The 19,185-nt window shown below is 66.2% G+C and carries 19 protein-coding genes; 8 read left to right on the top strand and 11 right to left on the bottom strand.

Translation table 11 applies throughout. From position 1 onward, the window contains the following. Positions 1–8 precede the first annotated feature (8 nt). Positions 9–1,769, top strand: a complete 1,761-nt coding sequence (locus AC0Z35_RS27310) for an ABC transporter ATP-binding protein (protein ID WP_485133115.1) — start codon at positions 9–11, stop codon at positions 1,767–1,769. Positions 1,770–1,849: 80 nt separating this feature from the next. Here AC0Z35_RS27310 and AC0Z35_RS27315 read toward each other — a convergent pair whose 3' ends face one another. Further along, positions 1,850–2,506, bottom strand: a complete 657-nt coding sequence (locus AC0Z35_RS27315) for an aspartate/glutamate racemase family protein (protein WP_104144083.1) — start codon at positions 2,504–2,506, stop codon at positions 1,850–1,852. A 76-nt stretch (positions 2,507–2,582) separates the two neighbouring features. Between AC0Z35_RS27315 and AC0Z35_RS27320 the strand changes: the two genes are divergently transcribed. Continuing rightward, positions 2,583–3,530 (top strand): LysR family transcriptional regulator, encoded by a 948-nt coding sequence (locus tag AC0Z35_RS27320; RefSeq protein WP_120156479.1) that lies wholly within the window; start codon positions 2,583–2,585, stop codon positions 3,528–3,530. Here the strand turns inward: AC0Z35_RS27320 and AC0Z35_RS27325 are convergent. Together AC0Z35_RS27325 and hydA are read right to left on the bottom strand one after the other, a co-directional pair. Continuing rightward, complete coding sequence (locus AC0Z35_RS27325) at positions 3,527–4,459, bottom strand: N-carbamoyl-D-amino-acid hydrolase (protein ID WP_319304845.1); 933 nt, start codon at positions 4,457–4,459, stop codon at positions 3,527–3,529. The two genes, AC0Z35_RS27320 and AC0Z35_RS27325, sit on opposite strands and share 4 nt — an antisense overlap. Before the next feature lie 95 nt (positions 4,460–4,554). Continuing rightward, positions 4,555–6,024 carry a dihydropyrimidinase gene (hydA, locus tag AC0Z35_RS27330; protein ID WP_120156480.1) on the bottom strand — a complete coding sequence of 490 codons (1,470 nt, stop codon included), beginning with the start codon at positions 6,022–6,024 and terminating at the stop codon, positions 4,555–4,557. 801 nt (positions 6,025–6,825) lie between these two features. On the opposite strand from hydA, the gene AC0Z35_RS27335 reads away from it, so the two are divergent. From AC0Z35_RS27335 to cynS, 6 genes are all read left to right on the top strand, one after another. After that, on the top strand, positions 6,826–7,962 hold the full coding sequence (locus AC0Z35_RS27335) for a sensor histidine kinase (RefSeq protein WP_485133114.1): 1,137 nt from the start codon (positions 6,826–6,828) through the stop codon (positions 7,960–7,962). A gap of 7 nt (positions 7,963–7,969) precedes the next feature. Next, a complete protein-coding gene (locus AC0Z35_RS27340; protein WP_046804855.1) occupies positions 7,970–8,608 on the top strand; it encodes a response regulator in 639 nt (212 codons plus the stop codon). 134 nt (positions 8,609–8,742) lie between these two features. Beyond that, positions 8,743–10,155: a CmpA/NrtA family ABC transporter substrate-binding protein gene (locus AC0Z35_RS27345; RefSeq protein WP_485133113.1), complete on the top strand. Its 1,413-nt coding sequence runs from the start codon at positions 8,743–8,745 to the stop codon at positions 10,153–10,155. After that, positions 10,155–10,997 (top strand): nitrate ABC transporter permease, encoded by an 843-nt coding sequence (gene ntrB, locus AC0Z35_RS27350; RefSeq protein WP_104144089.1) that lies wholly within the window; start codon positions 10,155–10,157, stop codon positions 10,995–10,997. Before AC0Z35_RS27345 ends, ntrB begins: the two co-directional genes overlap by 1 nt. Positions 10,998–11,001: 4 nt before the next feature. Beyond that, the gene (locus AC0Z35_RS27355; protein WP_104144090.1) at positions 11,002–11,796 is read left to right on the top strand and encodes an ABC transporter ATP-binding protein; all 795 of its coding nucleotides are present in this window, start codon (positions 11,002–11,004) and stop codon (positions 11,794–11,796) included. Positions 11,797–11,807: 11 nt separating this feature from the next. After that, positions 11,808–12,251 (top strand): cyanase, encoded by a 444-nt coding sequence (gene cynS / locus AC0Z35_RS27360; RefSeq protein WP_046804914.1) that lies wholly within the window; start codon positions 11,808–11,810, stop codon positions 12,249–12,251. 162 nt (positions 12,252–12,413) lie between these two features. On the opposite strand, the gene pdxK is transcribed toward cynS, so the two are convergent. The 8 genes from pdxK to AC0Z35_RS27400 are packed head-to-tail and all read right to left on the bottom strand — an operon-like array spanning position 12,414 to position 19,185. Then, positions 12,414–13,277 (bottom strand): pyridoxine/pyridoxal/pyridoxamine kinase, encoded by an 864-nt coding sequence (pdxK, locus tag AC0Z35_RS27365; protein WP_046804851.1) that lies wholly within the window; start codon positions 13,275–13,277, stop codon positions 12,414–12,416. Positions 13,278–13,335: 58 nt separating this feature from the next. Further along, complete coding sequence (locus AC0Z35_RS27370) at positions 13,336–13,869, bottom strand: RES family NAD+ phosphorylase (protein ID WP_120156482.1); 534 nt, start codon at positions 13,867–13,869, stop codon at positions 13,336–13,338. Then, entirely contained in the window at positions 13,866–14,327 is a 462-nt protein-coding gene (locus AC0Z35_RS27375; RefSeq protein WP_485133112.1) for an antitoxin Xre/MbcA/ParS toxin-binding domain-containing protein, read from the bottom strand. Before AC0Z35_RS27375 ends, AC0Z35_RS27370 begins: the two co-directional genes overlap by 4 nt. A 13-nt stretch (positions 14,328–14,340) precedes the next feature. Beyond that, entirely contained in the window at positions 14,341–15,480 is a 1,140-nt protein-coding gene (locus AC0Z35_RS27380; RefSeq protein WP_485133111.1) for a peptidylprolyl isomerase, read from the bottom strand. 26 nt (positions 15,481–15,506) lie between these two features. Further along, a complete protein-coding gene (locus AC0Z35_RS27385) occupies positions 15,507–15,980 on the bottom strand; it encodes a YbjN domain-containing protein (RefSeq protein ID WP_104144094.1) in 474 nt (157 codons plus the stop codon). Positions 15,981–16,037: 57 nt separating this feature from the next. Continuing rightward, positions 16,038–16,730, bottom strand: coding sequence for a DNA repair protein (locus tag AC0Z35_RS27390; RefSeq protein ID WP_485133110.1), 693 nt, complete (start codon positions 16,728–16,730; stop codon positions 16,038–16,040). A gap of 10 nt (positions 16,731–16,740) precedes the next feature. After that, positions 16,741–18,435, bottom strand: a complete 1,695-nt coding sequence (locus tag AC0Z35_RS27395; protein WP_046804846.1) for a putative porin — start codon at positions 18,433–18,435, stop codon at positions 16,741–16,743. Between the two features lie 36 nt (positions 18,436–18,471). Beyond that, on the bottom strand, positions 18,472–19,185 hold the full coding sequence (locus tag AC0Z35_RS27400) for a TonB C-terminal domain-containing protein (protein ID WP_046804845.1): 714 nt from the start codon (positions 19,183–19,185) through the stop codon (positions 18,472–18,474).

Genomic DNA, 19,185 nt, shown 5'->3' on the forward strand with positions numbered 1-19,185 from the left:
GAGCCTTGATGAGCGAAACACTACTGACCGTGCAGGGCTTGAGCGTGGAGTTCGGTGCGCGCGCCAAGCCGTATCGGGCCGTGAAGTCCCTGGACTTCACCATCGGCCGAGGTGAAACGGTGGCCTTGGTGGGTGAATCGGGGTCGGGAAAGTCGGTCACGGCGCTGTCCCTGCTACGCCTGATCGAACGCGCCGGGGGCCGCATCGCCACGGGCGCGGCGCGTTTCGTACCGCGCGACGGCCAGGAAGTGGATCTGTTCAAGCTGCCGGAATCGGCGTTGCGACGCATCCGAGGCAACGAGATATCGATGATCTTCCAGGAACCCATGACGTCGCTCAATCCGGTGATGACGGTGGGTGACCAGTTGGCCGAGGTCTATCTGCTGCACCAGGACATCTCGCGCGAAGCGGCCTGGACCCGGGCCGAGGCGATGCTGGAAGCGGTGAAGATGTCGGAGCCGCAGCGCCGCATGACGCAATACCCCGGCGACCTGTCCGGCGGCATGCGCCAGCGCGTGATGATCGCGATGGCGCTGGCCTGCCGGCCGCAATTGTTGATTGCCGATGAACCGACCACCGCGCTGGACGTCACGGTGCAGGCCGAGATCATCGACCTGATCCGTGAGCTGCAACGCGATGTGGGCATGGCGGTGCTGTTCATCACGCACGATATGGGTGTGGTGGCCGAAATTGCCGACCGCGTGGTCGTGATGCGCCACGGCGACAAAGTTGAGGAAAACACCACGGAAGCGTTGTTCGACGCACCGCGGCAGCCTTATACGCGGGATCTGCTGGCGGCCGTGCCCAAGCTGGGCGATGGATCGCCCGACGAGGCCGCGGTGCGCGACCGGCCGGCCGTGCTGGAGGTCTCGGGACTTGCCAAGCGCTTTCCCGTGAAGGCCGGCGCGTTTGGCAAGGTGGTGGCCAACGTGCACGCGGTGGAAGGCGTGTCGTTCACGCTGCGCGCGGGCGAAACGTTGGCGCTGGTGGGTGAGTCCGGTTCCGGCAAATCCACCACCGGGCGCTTGTTGATGAAGCTGGTGCAGCCGACCGAAGGCGTGATCCGGCTGGTGGGCCAGGACGTCACGCACATGTCGCCCGACAAGATGCGCGACATGCGCCGCCATATCCAGATGATTTTCCAGGACCCCTATGCGTCATTGAACCCGCGCCTGCATGCCTGGGATCTGGTCAGTGAGCCCTTGAAAGTCCATGGCGGTCACACCCGCGAGCAACGTCGCGAACGCGCCGCGCAACTGCTGGAACGGGTCAACCTGCCGCGCGAATTCCTGGACCGGTACGCGCACCAGTTCTCGGGCGGCCAGCGTCAGCGCCTGTGCATTGCGCGCGCCCTGTCGGTGAACCCGAAGATCATCGTGGCCGATGAACCGGTGTCGGCACTGGATGTGTCGGTGCAGGCGCGCGTGCTGGATCTGATGAAGGAATTGCAGGCCGAGATGGGCTTGTCGTATCTGTTCATCTCGCACGATATGGCGGTCGTGGAAAAGGTGAGTCACCGCGTGGCGGTAATGGTGATGGGGCAGATTGTCGAGATCGGCCCCACGCAGGAAGTGCTGCATCGCCCGCGCCATCCGTACACGCAGAGCCTGCTGTCGGCGGTGCCGATACCCGATCCGGCCCGTCGTCACCAGCGCACGGTACGCGCCGCGCGCGAAATTCCCAGCCCGATCCGCAAGCTGGGCGATAACCCACACGTGACGCAACTGGTGCAGGTCGGCGCGGGGCACTTCGTGCAGCAGGCCGCATAACGGGTTGCCGAAGGCTTGCTAAAGGCTTGCTAAAGGCTTGCTGAAGGGTTGCCAAAGGGTGCGGGTGCACCCCGGCTCCCTTAGCGGCTGAAAAGTCGCCCAGCCGCCATCGCCACCGCTGCCTGCGTCGGTTCCACCACCGGCAATCGGCACGCGTCTTCCAGCCGGTCGCGCAGGTCGGCCATGCCGGCGCAGCCCATGATCAAAACATCGGCGCCATGCGCATCGCGCAGAGTCCTGCCCACGGCGACCATGCGCGCAAACGCCAGCTCCGTGTCGGCAAGCTCGCTGACTTTCATATCCAGCGCCAGTTCGCCGCAGATGCGGTCGGCAACCCCCATCGCGCGAAAGTAGCGCAGATGCCGCGCAATGGACGCGCCGGCAATGGCGATCACACCGATGCGTGTCGCCATGCTCATCGCGGTCAGGACCGAGCATTCGCCGATGCCCATGACGGGCGCCGACACCAGGTCGCGCAGGCCATGCAGGCCGGGGTCGCTGAAGCAGGCCACCACGAAAGCGTCGGTGGTGGGGGCTTCTTGCAAGAACAATTGCGCCATCGGCGCGATGCAGGCGTCGGCTTCGGCCTGGGTCTGGATACCGGCCGGGCCGTCCGTGGAAGTCAGGCAGCGCAACTCCAGCGGCAGACGCCGGAACGGCGCAACAGCGCGTTCGATCGCTTGCGTGACACCGGTCAAGGAGTTCGGGTTTACGAGAGTGATGCGAGCGTTGGGCATGTTTGAGTAGAATCCCTGCAAAGAAGCGGACCCGCGCTGTGCGCGCACCGCTCAGGTCAATAGGAAAGAAAGCAGCATGTCGGAATTACCCCGGAATGTCCGGTCTGGCCCGTTGAACCTGCGGCAGATCGAGGTGTTTCACGCCATCATGATCACGGGTTCGCTTAGCGCCGCGGGCCGGCTGCTGCATGTGACCCAGCCCGCCATCAGTCGGGTGCTGGCCTCGATAGAACTGCGTCTGGGCTATGCGCTGTTTGAACGGTTCAAAGGCCGTCTGCATCCCACCAAGGAAGCGCGCAAACTTTTTCAGGAAGTGGAATCCATTCAGGCGGGCGTCAACCGCTTGAATGACATGGCCGCCGGCTTGGCGGGCCATGGCAGCGGGCTGGTCAGCGTGGTGTCCAGCCCCAGCTTCGGCGAATGGCTGATACCGGCGGCCACCGCCAAGTTCTGCGCGCGCAACCCCGGCGTGCGCATCCGCTACCGCCCCTTGGGCATGGACGCCCTGCTGCCCCAATTGCTGCTGGGACATGCGGACATTGCCATCTCTACCTTCAAGCCCGAACACCCCAACCTGATCACCAGCGAACTGGCGCAAGGCGAGATCGTCTGCGTGCTGCGCGCCGGCCATCGGCTGGCACGCGAAAGCGTCATCAGGCCGGAGATGCTGGCGGGCGAGATGCTGGTGGGTTACGGCCGCGACACGCCGCTGGGCGAGACCCTGCATAACTACCTGGGGCCTCAGATCACCCCGGCCATCGAGGTGCGTTCGTCCCAAACGGCGTGCTCGTTCGTGCGCCAGGGCGTCGGCGTGGCGCTGGTGGATTCTTACGGCCTCACGGATACGCTGATGCACGGCATCGTGGTGCGTCGTATCGAGCCAGCGATTTCGCTCTCGGTGCATGTGTCCCACTCGCGGATTGAACCTCCGCCATCCATCGCCAAGGCGTTCTTGACGCAGTTTTCCCAGATCGTCAAAAAAGAATTGCCTGCGATGACGCAGGCAATCATCAGCCGGGCCTAGACCACTTCCGGCACGGGCAGCGGTTCGCCCGCGCCGGTGCGTTCGGTGATCAGCTTGTAGTGATGCGGGCTGCGGTGCTTGGCGAAGTTGAAGACGTGTTCGCGGAAGGTCTGGCCCATTGCCAGATCGATCTTAGCGGTGATGACTTCGTCTTCCTCGCCGCTGGAGCGCGCCACGATTTCGCCGGACGGCGCCACGATCATCGAGCTGCCGATCATGTGGTGCCCGTCTTCATGGCCACACTTGGCGGCGGCGCCGACCCACACGGCATTCTGGTAGGCGCTGGCCTGCAACACGATCTCGTGCGTGGTGGTGCGCCAGTGCGCCGGTTCGTCCCAGTGAATGTTCAGCGACGGCGTGTTGTAGCCCAGCACGATCAGCTCGGCGCTTTGCAGCGACATCACACGGTACGTCTCGGGCCAGCGGCGGTCGTTGCACAGGCACATGCCGATCTTGACGTCGTTGGTCTCCCACACGCCAAAGCCCAGGTCGCCGACTTCAAAGAACTTCTTTTCCAGATGCTGGAACGGTGCATCAACCTTGTGGTCGGAATGCCCCGGCAGATGGATCTTGCGGTACTTGCCGATGACCTTGGCGCTGCGGTCCACCAGGATGGCGGTGTTGAATTGACGGCCTTCGGGCGTCAGCTCGGCATAGCCCAGGTAGAAGCCGATGCCCAGTTCGCGCGCGGTGTCGAACAGCGGCTGCACGTCGGCATTGGGCATGGACTTTTCAAAAAAGCGGTCCACGGCTTGCGCATCTTCCATCCAATAGCGGGGAAAGAAGGTGGTCAGGGCGAGTTCCGGGAACACGACGAATTCCGCCTGGCGGGCAGCGGCCTCGCGCATCATCTCGACCAGGCGGCGCACGACCACCGCGCGGGTGTCGGCCAGGTTCACGGCGCCCATCTGGGCAACCGCCAGGCCCATTTTGCGGGCGGGGGAAGCGTTACTCACGATGTCAATCTCCAGGAGTTCTTATCGAATGGTGTTCAAGTGCAGTGCGCCGACGATCACGGCTTGATCTACGGCTCGACCATGTTGGGGAAAATCTTGCGCAGCAGTGCGGCGCGCGGCGAGATTTCGCGCGCCTTTTGCAGCGGGGCAGGCAGGCCGCGCGCAATGAAGCGTCCGCGTCCGCGCGCGGCATGCAGCACGCCATCGTCCACGATGACCTCGCCCCGGCTGATGACGGTGGTGGGCCAGCCCGTTACCGTGCGGCCCTCGTACGGCGTATAGCCGACGTTGTCGTGCAGCGCGTCGGCGGTCAGCGTGACGACGCGCTCGGGGTCCCAGATGGCGATGTCGGCATCCGCACCGACCGAAATCGTGCCCTTCTTCGGATACAGGCCGTACATGCGCGCATGGTTGGTGGACGTGAGCTGCACGAACTGCTGCAAGCTCAGCCGACCGCTGCGCACGCCTTCGGAAAACAGCAACGGCATGCGCACTTCCAAGCCCGGCAGGCCGTTGGCAATCTGCTTGAAAGTGGTGGCATCGCCGGCAGGCAGCTTGCCGGATTCGTCATAGCGGTACGGCGCATGGTCCGACGACAACAGCGCCAGCGTGCCGCTGTCCAGGCTTTGCCACAGCGCCTGCTGCGACACCGGATCGCGCGGCGGCGGGCTGCAACAGAACTTGGCGCCTTCAACGCCGGGGATATCAATATCTTCCGCCGTCAGCAGCAGGTAGTGCGGGCAGGTCTCGCCGTAAACCGGCGCGCCCAGCGTCTGCGCGGCGTGGATGGCCTGCGCCCCGCCCTGGGTCGACACGTGCACGATCAGCACCGGCACTTCCAGCACGGATGCCAGGCTGATGGCCCGCTGCGTGGCTTCGTTCTCGGCAATAGGGTCGTGGCTGACGGCGTGATACTTCGGCGCCGTATGGCCCGCGGCCAGCAGATGACGCGCAATCCAGCTGATCACGTCATTGTTCTCGGCGTGCACCATGGGCAAGGCGCCTTCGCGCGCGGCAATGGCAAACACGTCCAGCAGCTGCTTGTCGTCCAGCTTGAGCTTGTCGTAGGTCATGAAGACCTTGAACGACGTGATGCCGGCGCGGATCAGTTCGGGCAAATCGTGGTTGAGCGTCTGCGGCGTGGGGTCGGAGATGATCAGGTGATAGCTGAAGTCGATGACCGATTTCTCGTTGGCCGATGCGGCATAGCCGTCCGCCACCTGGCGCAGCGACTGGCCCCGGTGCTGCGCCGCGAACGGCACGATGGTGGTATTGCCCCCATGCGCCGCCGACACGGATGCGCTGTACCAGTCATCGGCGCACAACACGCCCATGCTGGACAGTTGCTCGACGTGGCAATGGCTGTCGATGCCACCGGGCATGACCAGTCGGCCAGCGGCGTCGATGGCGCGCTTGCCTGGTGGCAGCGTCGCGGAAATCGCGGTGATGACGCCGTCGACGATACCGATATCACCCACGAAATCGGCATCCGCCGTGATGATGCGGCCGTTGTGCAGAGTCAGATCGAAGTCGGTCATGTGGGATAGGAACGCAAGGATTGCTTGCCGCGACGCGCCGGATGGCGGGCACGGCTGAAGGTAGGAAGCATGCATGCGTCCGAAAAAATCCGATACCGCAAGGAAACGCGGCGCGTGGGGTGGCGGCCGGGGTAGGAGTTTCGGCTAAGGGTCTGATTGGATTGAAGATTCGGGGATGGACGGGAATGGAGGCGGTGTCCACGCATAACCCTGGATCATGGGCGCTATGCAAAGTTTTATATCGGGTTTCCCCTCGATACCGGCGCATGTGCCGTTCGACCGGCGCATCGTAGCCCCGCAAAATGCCGCCAAACAAAATGCCAAAAGAGGCCGCCCGCGCGGCCGGCTTTGGCGGCCCTGCACACTCTTCCAATCCCCCCGGTCTCACAGAAGCATGCCAAGCACACCGCCCGCCCCGGCGACCGACAAGTTTGCGCGGCGCAGCTCGGGGTGGCGGCGGCCTGGTGGCGCGGGGAGTCGATAAGCCCGAGGGAATCCGAAGGCAGCCGCCGCAGGCGGCAACGAGGATGACGACGGGGCAGTCCGGAGCGAAGGCTCCGGACCGCAATCGTTGACCCGCGCCGCCAGGACGCCGCCGCCCCGGGCGTCTGAAGAACCCCGCCTTGAGCATCTCAAGAACCGCCCCCCGATCGCCCAACGCCCCTCACACCAAGCGCCTCAAGAACCCCACCTCTAGTGCCCCAATCCCTCACGCACCAAGGGCATTCCCTCCCCTCTCCCGCGCCAAGCCTCCCGTAAACTTCCCCAAAAAATCCGCCCTCGCCCCGCAACAACCCCATCATGTTTGCCGACCTGAACCATCTATCCCACCACGCCGCCTGGCGTCGTCAGTTGGAAATGCTGCTGGAATCCGCCGGCGAAGGCATCTACGGGATTGATCTGCGTGGCCGTTGCATCTTCATCAACGGCGCCGGCGCCACCTTGCTGGGCTACACCCCGGACGAAGTCGTAGGCCGCAACATGCACTACCTGATCCACCACTCCCACGCCGACCGCGCCCTGATGCCCGTGCATGACTGCCGCATCTTCCAGGCCTTTCGTGAAGGCCGTGGCGTGCGCGTGGACGACGAAGTGCTCTGGCGCCGCGACGGCTCCTGCTTTGACGCCCAGTACGCCTCGTACCCCATCCGCAACGATGGCGAAGTGGTCGGGGCCGTGGTCACGTTTTCAGACATCACCGACCGCAAACGCATCGAACGGGAACTGCATAGCACCCAGGCCCTGCTTGAACGCCGCGTGGGCGAACGCACCGCCGAACTCAGCAATGCCCACGATTCGCTGCGCCGCCTGTCATCCCACCTGTCCACCCTGCGCGAAGAAGAACGCGCCCACATTGCCCGCAACATCCACGACGATCTCGGCGCCTCATTCACCGCTCTGCAACTGGACCTGAACTGGCTGCGCCGCCAGCTTGGCGCCACCCCCGCCCTGCAATCCCACGTCGACCGCATGCTTGAGGTCACCCAGACCGCCATGGGCGCCACCCGCCGCATCCTCAGCGACCTGCGCCCCGTCGTGCTTGACCACCTGGGCCTGTGGGCCGCCCTGGAAACCCTGCTGCAAGACATCCAGACCCGCACCGGCCTGCAATGCCGCTACCTGTGCCCGCCCGACACCGAACGCCGCCGCCTGGACCGCAATGCTGAAATCGCCGTCTACCGCATCGTCCAGGAACTGCTGACCAACGTGCAGCGCCACGCCTGCGCCCGCAGCGTCAGCGTCAGCGCCGTCTGGAGCGACGACGGGCTGTTGCTGACCGTTGAAGACGACGGCATCGGCATGCAGCTGCCCGAAGCCCGCCACACCTTCGGCATCCTGGGCATGCGCGAACGCGCGCGCGGCATCGGCGGCGACCTTGCCCTGGACAGCGCCCCCGGCGCCGGCATGCGCGCCCGCCTGCGGCTCAATCCAACCTGACACTCCCATGGCCCTGAACCTGCTTATCGTCGACGACCACCTCATCATCCGGCGCGGCCTGGCCCGCATCCTGGAAGAAGACCCGCGCGTGGCCCTGGTACACGAAGCCGCCGACGCCCCCTCGGCCCTGCGCGCCCTGCGCCAGACCCGTTACGACGCCATGGTGCTGGACGTGGCGCTGGGCGAACGCGATGGCCTGGACGTCCTGAAAACCGTGCGCGCCGACTACCCCGCGCTTGGCGTCGTCATGCTGTCCGTCTACCCCGAAACCCAGTTTGCCGTGCGCGCCCTGCGCACCGGCGCGCACGCCTACCTGAACAAAGGCTGCGACCCCGACGAACTTCTGTCCGCCCTGGTCAACGCCGCCGCCGGCAAACTCTACGTCACCCCCGCCGTGGCCGAACTGCTTGCCCATACCGTGCGCCAGGACAGCACCCGCCCCCCGCACGAACAACTGTCCAACCGCGAATTCCAGGTCTTGCAACTGCTGGTCGCCGGGCGATCCGTCTCTGCCATCGGCGAACAGCTGGCGCTGTCGGTCAACACCATTTCCACCTACCGCAGCCGCATCTTTGAAAAGCTTGGCGTGCGCACCCTGGTCGAGCTGGTCGCCTACGCCAACACGCACCAGCTGGGTGCGATTTAGCCCCCCGGCGCACCAGCGCGGCGCGCCCGCGCACCGCGTAGTACACGCACTACACGCATATCGTCGAACCCGGGATACCGGCGCCACGCGCCCGGCCCCATGATGGCTCCAACCCTTCTGGCCGGAGCCATCCCATGTCCCTATTCAGCAACCCGTTCGACGCCAACAGCCGCCTTGCCTGCGGCTGCGGCCGCCACGCCTCGCAGGCCGACCACGAACGCGCCACGCAATCGGCCACGGAGGCAGCCGCCGCGCTTGGCCGCCAAGGCGCCGGCCAACTCCGCGCCAGCCACGACGACACCACGAGCAACGCCGTGGACCAAGCCGTCATGCGCGCCCTGTTCCCGCAAGACGCCCTGCGCCGCCGCTTCCTGCGCGCCGTGGGCAGCAGCACCGCCATGGCCGCCATTGCGTCGATCTTCCCGCTGGCCGCCGCCCGCGAAGCCTTCGCGCAATCCACCGGCCCGCTGGAAAAGCAGAAACTGAAAGTCGGCTTCATCCCCATCACCTGCGCCACGCCCATCATCATGGCGCACCCCATGGGGTTTTACGCCAAGCAAGGCCTGGACGTAGAAGTCGTCAAGACCGCCGGCTGGGCGCTGATTCGCGACAAAGCCATGTCCGGCGAATACGACGCCGCCCACATGTTGTCGCCCATGCCGCTGGCCATCTCGATGGGCGTGGGCGCCAGCCGCGCCGTGCCATGGACCATGCCCGCCGTTGAGAACATCAACGGCCAGGCCATCACCCTGTCCATGAAACACAAAGACCGGCGCGACCCCAAAGACTGGAAGGGCTTCAAGTTTGCCGTCCCGTTCGACTTTTCCATGCACAACTACTTGTTGCGCTACTACCTGGCCGAACACGGCCTGGACCCCGACACCGACGTGCAGATCCGTTCCGTGCCGCCCCCCGAGATGGTCGCCAACCTGCGCGCCGACAACATCGACGGCTTTCTTGCGCCCGACCCCGTCAACCAACGCGCTGTGTACGACGGCGTCGGCTTCATCCACACCCTGTCCAAAGCCATCTGGGACGGCCACCCCTGCTGCGCGTTTTCCGCCAGCAAGGAATTCGTGACGGCCATGCCCAACACCTACCAGGCCTTGCTCAAGTCCATCATCGAAGCCACCGCCTACGCTCGCGACGCCGCGCATCGCAAAGAGATCGCGTCCGTCATCGCCGCCCCCAACTACCTGAACCAGCCCGTCACCGTCGTCGAACAAGTGCTGACCGGCACCTATGCCGATGGCCTGGGCAAAGTGCTGACCGACCCCAACCGCATCGACTTCGATCCCATGCCATGGCAGTCGTTTGCCGTATGGATCCTGACGCAGATGAAGCGCTGGGGCCAGGTCAAGGGCGACATCGATTACCAGAAGGTCGCGGCCGACGTCTTCCTGGCCACCGACGCCATACGCCTGATGCGCGAAGCCGGCCTGACGCCGCCGGCGGAATCGGCCAAGACCTTCAGCGTCATGGGCAAGCCGTTTGATCCGGCGCAGCCCGAGGCCTATCTGGCCAGCTTCAAGATCCGGAGAACCTGATGCGGTCTGTGCAATATTGGCGGGCAACGTTTCTGTCCGTCGCGCTGTTCCTGGCGTTTTTGCTGCTTTGGCACGCCGCCACCCGCCCCGACACCGGCGGCGTGGCGGTGGACCCGGCTTATGCCGCGCTGGTCGGCAACGCCGCGGCCAGCGGGTCGAAGACGCCGTTTCCCGGCCCCGCCGAGGTCGGGGAAAAGCTGTGGCAACACATCAAGGACCCCTTCTACGACCGCGGCCCCAACGACAAAGGCATCGGCGTGCAGCTGGCGTATTCGGTGGCGCGCGTCTTGACCGGGTTCAGCCTGGCCGCGCTGGTGGCCATCCCGCTGGGCTTTCTGATCGGCATGTCCAAGACCGTCTACCGCGCGTTCGACCCCTTCATCCAGGTGCTCAAACCGATCTCGCCGCTGGCCTGGATGCCGCTGGCGCTCTACACCATCAAGGACGCCGACACCTCCGCCATCTTCGTCATCTTCATCTGCTCGTTGTGGCCGATGCTGGTGAACACCGCCTTCGGCGTGGGTGCGGTACGGCAGGACTGGTTGAACGTGGCGCGCACGCTGGAAGTGTCGCGCCTGCGCACCGCCTTGCAAGTCATCCTGCCCGCCGCCGCGCCCACCATCATGACCGGCATGCGCATCTCGGTCGGCATTGCGTGGCTGGTGATCGTGGCCGCCGAAATGCTCATCGGGGGCACCGGCATCGGCTACTTCGTCTGGAACGAATGGAACAACCTGTCCATCGCCAACATCATCTGCGCGATATTTTTCATCGGCCTGATCGGCATGCTGCTGGACACCGTGCTGGCGCGTGCCGCGCGGCTGGTCAGCTATCGGGAATGACGCCATGAGCCATGCATTTCTGCAAGTCCAGGGCCTGGGCAAACGCTATCCCGGGCGCAATGGGCAGCCCCAAGCACCGGTGTTCGAGAACATTGATTTCGACATCGAGCAGGGCCAGTTCGTTTGCGTCATCGGCCATTCCGGCTGCGGCAAGACCACCATCCTGAATGTGCTGGCCGGCATCGACGACACCAATGAAGGCGTGGTCATCATGGACGGCCGCCAGATCTCTGGCCCGTCGCTGGAACGCGGCGTGGTGTTCCAGGCACACGCATTGCTGCCTTGGCTGACGGCGCTGCAAAACGTGGAATTCGGCGTGCGCTCGCGTTGGCCCGCGTACAGCCGCGATCAGGTCCGCGAACACAGCATGCGTTACCTGGACATGGTGGGCCTGGCGCATGCGGCCGCCAAGAAGCCCAGCGAATTGTCGGGCGGCATGAAGCAGCGCGTGGGCATCGCCCGCGCCTTCGCCATCCAGCCCAAGATGCTATTGCTGGACGAGCCCTTCGGCGCGCTGGACGCGCTGACGCGCGGCACCATCCAGGACGAGCTGCGCGCCATCGTGCAGCAGACCCGCCAGACCGTATTCATGATCACGCACGATGTGGACGAAGCCATCTTGCTGTCGGACCGCATCCTGCTCATGAGCGCGGGCCCCTATGCCCGCATTGCCGAGTCCGTCAGCGTGGACCTGCCGCGCGACCGGACGCGCGCCAGCCTGCACCACGAACCCCGCTACTACGACATCCGTAACCATCTCGTCGACTTCCTGGTCGACAAGGCATCCCATAAGGAGTGAACCCCATCATGATGTCCCGCGCTGAAGTGACCGAACTGGTCGTTACCCGCAAGCTGGAAAAGAAGCTGTCCTGGACCGCCATCGCCGACGCCGTCGGCCAAAGCAAGGAATGGACCACCGCCGCGCTGCTGGGCCAGATGACGCTGACCGAGGAACAGGCGCTGGCCGCGGCCCGCATCCTGGACCTGCCCGACGACGCCGTGGTGCAGTTGCAAGTGGTGCCCTACAAGGGCTCGCTGCCCAGCACCGTGCCCACCGACCCGCTGATCTACCGCTTCTATGAACTGATCAACGTCTACGGCACGACGTTCAAGGCGCTGATCAACGAAGAATTCGGCGACGGCATCATGAGCGCCATCGACTTCAAGATGGACCTGTCGCGCGAAGCCGACCCGAAGGGCGACCGCGTGCAGATCGTGATGAGCGGCAAATTCCTGCCGTACAAGACGTATTAAGGGATTGCGCCGCAGCGTTGCTGGGTAGCGGGCTGCGGCTGTGGCTGCGGCAGGGCTTGGCCGTGGGCTCGCGGCTGCGGCTGCGGCTTGGCGACTGAGCCTCGGCTTGGGCGCCAGGGGTCGGCGTATCGCCTACCCTTCCGCCGCCTACCCTTCCACCGCCTACCCTTCCACCGCCAGCTCTTCCCAGCCCAGCTCGCGCGTGCGCTGTAGCGCGGCCGTGACCTCGTCGGCCGCCTCGCGCACCGCGTCCACCAGATCCAGCCCGGTCAATAGCCGGGCGGTGACGCTGGCCATGAACACGTCGCCGGTGCCGTGCACCGACGGCGGGATGGCGATTTCCGGATGCGTCACGACGCTGACCTTGTCCTGCGTCACCACCGCAAGCTGCAAGGTCCCGGGCGCCGCCGCCATCGGCGCCGCGCTGGTCACGACAATCCATGTCGGCCCCAGCGCCATCAGCTCGCGCGCCGCCGCCGCCACCTCGTCCAGCGTCGACAACGCCCGGCCCACCAACATTTCCAGTTCGAAATGGTTCGGCGTCATGCCGTCGGCCAAGGGCACCAGCAAGTCCCGGTATTGCGCGACCAGGCCCGCATCCACATACAGCCCGTCGTTGCGGTCGCCCATGACCGGGTCGATGTGCACGCGCACGTCCGGCCGCGCGGCGCGTAGCGCGGGCAGCCACGCGGCAAGCAGATCCGCCTGCCCCGGCTGCCCCAGGTAGCCGCACACCACGGCGCGCGCCACGCGCGTCACGCCGCGTTCGTCCAGCCCTTTCAACAGGCCGGCGAACCAGTCCAGCGGCACTGCCCCGCCATGCAGCGTGGGGTAGTGCGGCGTGTTGCTAAGAAGCACCGTCGGCACCGCGATGGCTCGCAGCCCGGCGCGGCGAAAGATCGGCATGGCCGCGTTGTTGCCCACGTAGCCATAGACCACTTGGGACTGGATCGAAATTATGTCCACCTGCGCGGTGGTGGCAGGCAACGCTGCGCCGGCGGTAAGGGCAGCGGAGATGACGGTCATACGGCGGGCTCCTGACGGAACAAAGTTGCATGCGGCGTAGCGCCGGCTGTGCAACATTCTAGTCCCGCGCGGCGCCATCGACGGCAGCGGCCGATCCCTCCCGCGCTCCGCCCTGGCCGGCGGCGGCCAGCCAATCGGCGCCGTCGCGTATCGCTTTGGCCATGGCGCCCAGGTGCGGCGCATAGGGATAGGCGGACGACGCGGTGACGCGGCACTGCCGCATGTCGGGATGCGCGGTATTTAGCAGGTATTGAAAGCCGCCAGACGTGGCCGGCACGCGCAGCAGCAAGGACTGGCCGCTGGCCACCCACGCGTCGCCTATCGCGCGAGTGGCGCGCAGGTCCGTCTGCCCGGGCGCGGGGGCGTCGGCCACGCTGACCGAACGGCCGGGCGTCGTCACCGACAGCAGTTGATAGCCGCGCGGCAAGGCGTCGGGGTGCGTCACCTCGGCCAACACCAGCCGCGCCAGCACCGCCGCTGCCGGGCTGGCCTCCAGCACGATGACCGGCACGCCCGCGCCATGCCAGCGCCCGGGCGGGCAGGCGCGCGGCTGTAGATCGCCGGCATTGCTCAAGCGCCACAGCAGCATCATGGTCCGTTGCCTTCGTCGATATCGATCAGCCAGCTTTCGATGAACCCGGCATAGCGCCCGTGCTGGCACAGCAGCAACGGCACCCGGCCCAGCAGCCGGCGCTTGGGGCTGCGCAGCCAGCGCTGCCCCTCGTCCCGGCCGCCGAACACCAGCTCGGCCAACCAGACCACCCGAAGCGCCCGATACAGCACCCGCAGGTCGGACACGTCCAGGCCGAATGCCAGGCCGGGCTCCGGTGGGCATAACGGCACCAGCGGAAACCAGCGCGCCAAGTCGTCCGGGAACGTCTGCCGCAACGCCTGCAACAGCGGGGCAGCGCCCTGCAACGTAGACGGTGCGCGCGTCGTGCCCAGGGCCTGCGTCAGCCGCCAGTCCAACGCCAGCATGACGCCGTGGTCAGCTGCTGACGCAGCGCCGGGCGGCGCGTGGATCACCGTGCTTGCCGGCGCATCGTCCACGGCGGCCGGCCGCTTACGGAGCGCGGGCGACGGAGGCCGGGCCGGGCGTTGCCGCCGTGCTTTGCTCGAATGCGGCGTTAAGTGCCGCGCCATCGATGCTGACGGTTCCGGCATTCAGCAAGCCCTCCATATAGGCCCGCGCGGCCAGTTCCTGACGTTGGCTGCGCAGCGCGGCGCGCAGTTGCTGGCTGACCTGGTCGAACGGCGTCACGCCGGGCGGTTGCAACGCCGTCAGCTTCAAAATGTGAAAGCCGGCCGCCGACTGCACCGGCGCCGACACATCGCCCGCCTTCATCTGCTGGACCACCGGACGCATTTCCGGCGTCAATTGCGCCAGGGGCACGAAGCCGATGTCACCGCCTTGCGCGCGCGTGGTCTCGTCTCGGGAATTGGCCTGCGCCAGCGCCGCGAAGTCGGCCTTGGGCGCCTGCGCGCGGCGGACCAGGTCCTGCGCCTGCTTGCGCGCGGCGGCAACGGCGTCGGCATCGCCCAGCGGCGCGGGCAGGAAGATCTGGCTGACGTGGTACTGCGCGGGCACGGCCAGCTGCGGCTTGGCGCGTTCGTACGCCGCTTGCAGGTCGGCGTTGGTGGGGTAGCCGTCCGGCGCGCGGCTGACCGACTCCAGATAGCTTTGCATCACGATGCGTTCCTCGGCCGCCTGCACCGCACGGCGGATTTCCGGCTGATCCTGCCAGCCCTGCGCGCGCGCCTGCTCGATCAGCGCCTTCTCTGCCAGCCGGGCACGCAGCCATTGCTCGAGCCCCGCCCGGTTGTCCTGCAACTGCTGGCGCGCTTGCGGCGGCAAGGCCTGCAATTGCCGCAGCAGCTCATCGCGATCCACGCGTACGGCGCCCAGCGTCGCGATGGCCGTGGCCGGTTGGGGCTGGGGCGAGTTTGCTTGCGGCTTGGCGGTGGCGTTGGCGGATGGCGTGGCGGTGGCTGCCGTGGCGGCGAGCGTTCGCGCCTTCGCCGAGCCGGATGCGGGAGCGGGGGCCGCCGCCGATGCGGGAGCCGCGGCCGCAGCCGTGGGCGACGCCTCGCTGCTTTGCGCATCCTTGCCGCGCATCAACGCAACGGCGCCCGCCAGCACGGCGATCAGCAACACCGCCGCCGTGACGCGCAGCGGTTTGTTGGCGGTCAGGGTCTGGTTCATGGTTCTATCCCTTCAGGCAATCCACGTTACGCAGTCGCCAACGAGTCGGCCGGCGTTTCCAACGCATTGACGTCCCCCTGCGGCGACGCATTGGCGCGCAGGAACAGCAGGAACTCTTGCAGCAAGCGGTCCCACAATTCCGTCGTGGCGCGCAGATACGATTCCGACACGCCGCCCGCCACGATCACGTCCAGCTCCAGCACCAGGAACACGCCTTGCACCGTCAGCCGGGCAAAGCGCTTTTCCACGTTCCAGCGCTCTGCCAGGCCGGCGGGCACGTCGCCCTGCACGCGCAGCGCGCAGCTCAGCGTGTAGTCCAGAAAATGCCCGTCCTCTTGGGCGGGGTTGCCCATGCGGGCGGCAAAACCCACGCCCTGGCTGGCGCTTAGCAACTGCACCATGCCGTTCTGCTCGGACAGCGTGACGCGGTAGCCCACGGATTGCAGCAACGCTTGCAGGCGTTCGGCATCGACATCAAGAATCAAGCTGGTTTCGGTCATTCTTAGGGTCCTGAAAAATGGGGAAGCAATCGGAGGAAGCAATTCGGGCAAGCAAGGCTACGGGCGCGACGTTGCAGCGGCTTGACTGCCAGCCACCTGCGCGTCGTACAGCTGATCGCCATAGGCCTGCGCCTGCTCTTCGAACTGCACGCGGGCCTTGCCGGCAAAGGGCTGCTTGATGGCCAGGATGTCGCCCGTGCTGATGCGTTCGTAGGCATTCAGAATGTCTTTGCCCGCCTCGTACATCTGGCGGTTCTTGGCCACGCAGGTCTTGATGTCCGCATCGCGCAGCGCCACCGTGCGGGCCAGCGCGGCGCGCTCCGCTTCCTTGGCGCGCGACAAGGTCAAGAGCTCGTCGTACGCGCCCTTGAACTTGCCCAGCTGTGCCTGGCTGGCCGCGACTTGCGACTGCGCGGCTTGCGCCACGGCGTCCTGTTGCCCGGCAAGCTTTTCGGCCTGGCCACGGGTCTTGGCCAACTGCGCGCGCAGCGACTCCAGTTCTTTCTGCGCCGCGTCGCGTTGCGTTTCCGCCGCCGTCTTGGCCGCGTTGATCTGCGCCTGCTCGCTTTGCAGCTGCTGTAGCTGCTGCGTGGTGCTGCGCAGCTGCGCGCGCAAGCGCTCTTCCATGCTTTCGGCCCGCGCGCCGCCCGCCACGCTCAAGCCGGCCGCGCACAAGGCCACGGCCGCCGCCAAGCGCCGCCCGCGTCCCGTCATGGCCGCGTGGCGGGATTCATCCCAAACGGTATGCATGTCCATGGCCTTAGAACCTGGCGTTGATTTCAAACTGCATCGTGTCGATGGCCAAGGGCGGACCGTAGATCTCCTTGGTGCTCATCCAGCGGAACACGCCATACACGTTCTTTTCGAACGCGTAGCCCGCGCCGATGTAGTAGCCGCGCGCGTTGGTGCCGCCCTGGTGGAACGACGAATCGTTGTAGGCGTCGGGCAGCGCGTCCGGCTGGATGTACTTGTAGCCAACAAAGGCCAGCCAATCGCCCTTGTCCTTCAGGTCATACGAGCGCCCCAGCGTGGCTTGCAGCATCCAGGCGTTGGGGCCGCTTTCGATGTCGCCGTTGTCGCCGAAGTTATTGACGATGTAGCCTTGCGAGCGGCTTGCCATCTTGCTCTTGCTGTAGGCCAGGTTACGGATGTAGTTACCGTTCAGGCGCAGGCCCAGGCCGTCGAACACGCGCGTGTCCCAACGCAGGTTCAGGTCCAGCAGATCGAACTTGGACGCCAGGCCCACGTATTGCGGCTGCGGCGTGTCGGCCGGATTCAGCGGGTTGGGCGCGATGTTGCGCAGCAGGAACAGCGTGTTGCCCTTTTGCATGAACGCCGGGCGCGACCAGTCGGTGTCGCAGCTTTCGGCACCCGCCCACGGCGAACATGAACTGGATCGCTTGCCCGCGATGTTGTCGAAGTGGTAGTAGGCCAGCGCGCCGCGCAGGCTGTTCTGGTTGTTGATCTTCCAGTCGGCGCCCACCTGCCCGCCCAGCAGCCATTTGTTTTCCGTTTCGCCTTCGCTCATCGACGATGAGCTCCAGCCGTTGTTCGCGTATTCCGTCGCGAACGCGCCCAGCGTGCCGAACAGCGTCACGTCGCGGCCTTGCAGCGGCTGCTTGAAGATGGCGGCGATACCGTCAAAGTTCAGATCGTTGGAGAACAGCGTGTCGGTCGATTCGAACGGGTTGGCGATGCGCCCGCCGGTCACCGTGGCCCACTTGGCCGGGCGATAGGTCAGGTAGGCCTGGTCCAGCCAGATGTCCTTCTTGCCCATGCCGCCGCCCAGCGTCTGCGACGTGGATACCGGGCTGTCGTCGCTGCCGGTGGCCAGGCGGATGCCGGCCGTCCAGGCCTCGGAGATTTCCGCGCGCACGCCCAGGCGGGCGCGGATGCGCAGCTGGTTGCGGCGGTCTTCGCGGGTGTTCAGCATGGGCGGATAGCCGCCGTTGGTGTTGGGGTTGACGTCGTACGGCCCATTGGCGTTCAGCTTGGCAAAGTCGGTGATTTCATTGCTGTTGCCGCCGTTGTACAGGCGCGATTCATCGCGCACGCGCACGTCGCCTTCCACCGTGATGCGCGATACCCAATCCGGAAACGTATTGGGTTGCGCCCAGTTTTCTTCCTTGGCCTGCACCATGACTTCCGCCTTGACCTCGTCGCGAATCTGATCGCGCACGGTCTGGGGAATGTAGGGCACGCGCACATCGCCGGCCTGCGCCACGGCGGCGCCCCGGTCGGGCGTGGCCTGGCGGGCCGCCTTGGCTTCGGCTTCCGCCTGCGCGACCAACGCATTGGCCTGTTCGGGCTTGAGCACGCCTTGCTGCACCAGCAGGCGGATCAGGTTGATGGTGGCGTTCTCGGACGGCGCGGGCGCGCTGTGCGCCGGCAGGCAGGCGGCGCCCGCCACGGCCAGCGCCAGCGATGCCGCCAACCGGTTCAAAGGGAACTTCATGCTGTTGTCACTCCAGGATCAATTCAATTTGGGACATCAAGACGGGCGGCGGCCAGTCAGCGACGCGCGGATGGGCATGTTGGCCGAGGCCGGCGGGCGCTCGTCCAGCCCGGGCACCGCGCGCAAGGCGGCGATCACGCGCGCATCGACGTCGGCATCGCCGCTGCCGCGCGTCAATTCCACGCGGGTGATCTGGCCGGCTGCCGTCAGCCAGATGTTGGCTTGCAGGCGGAAGGTCAGGTTGCGGGTGCGTTCGTCTTCGCGCAGGATCTTTTGCAGCGCATAGGCCAGGTACTGGCTGTAGGTGGCATTGCCCGCGCGGCCACCGCCGCCGCCCGACATGCCCTTGCCCTGCCCCGCGCCGATGTTGAAGGCGTCGCTGCCGGCTTGCGCATCGCCGTCGATCTGCATCGGGTTGGCCAGGTCGTCGGCCGGACGCGGCGGCGCCTCGTCCTGCGGCTTGGGCGGTTCGGGCGTGGGCTGCGGCTCGGGCTCGGGCGTGGCCACGGGCTCTTCCTTGGGTGGCTCGGTTTCCGGCGGCTTCTCGGGTTCGGGTGGCGGCGGCGGCGGCGGGGGCAGCGGGATGATGGCGGTGACCTTGGGCGCATCGCGCCGGACACCGGACATATCGTTGGCCCAGCGCCAAAGCGCATAGGCCGCCACGACGGCCGCCACCGCCACGGCCGCCAGCTTCAGCCAGCGGCGCGCCGGATGCGGCCCGCGCAAGGGATCGGATGCGTGTTGCGACAT

The organism is Achromobacter sp. 1L-A-4-B-C2, from assembly GCF_057291955.1.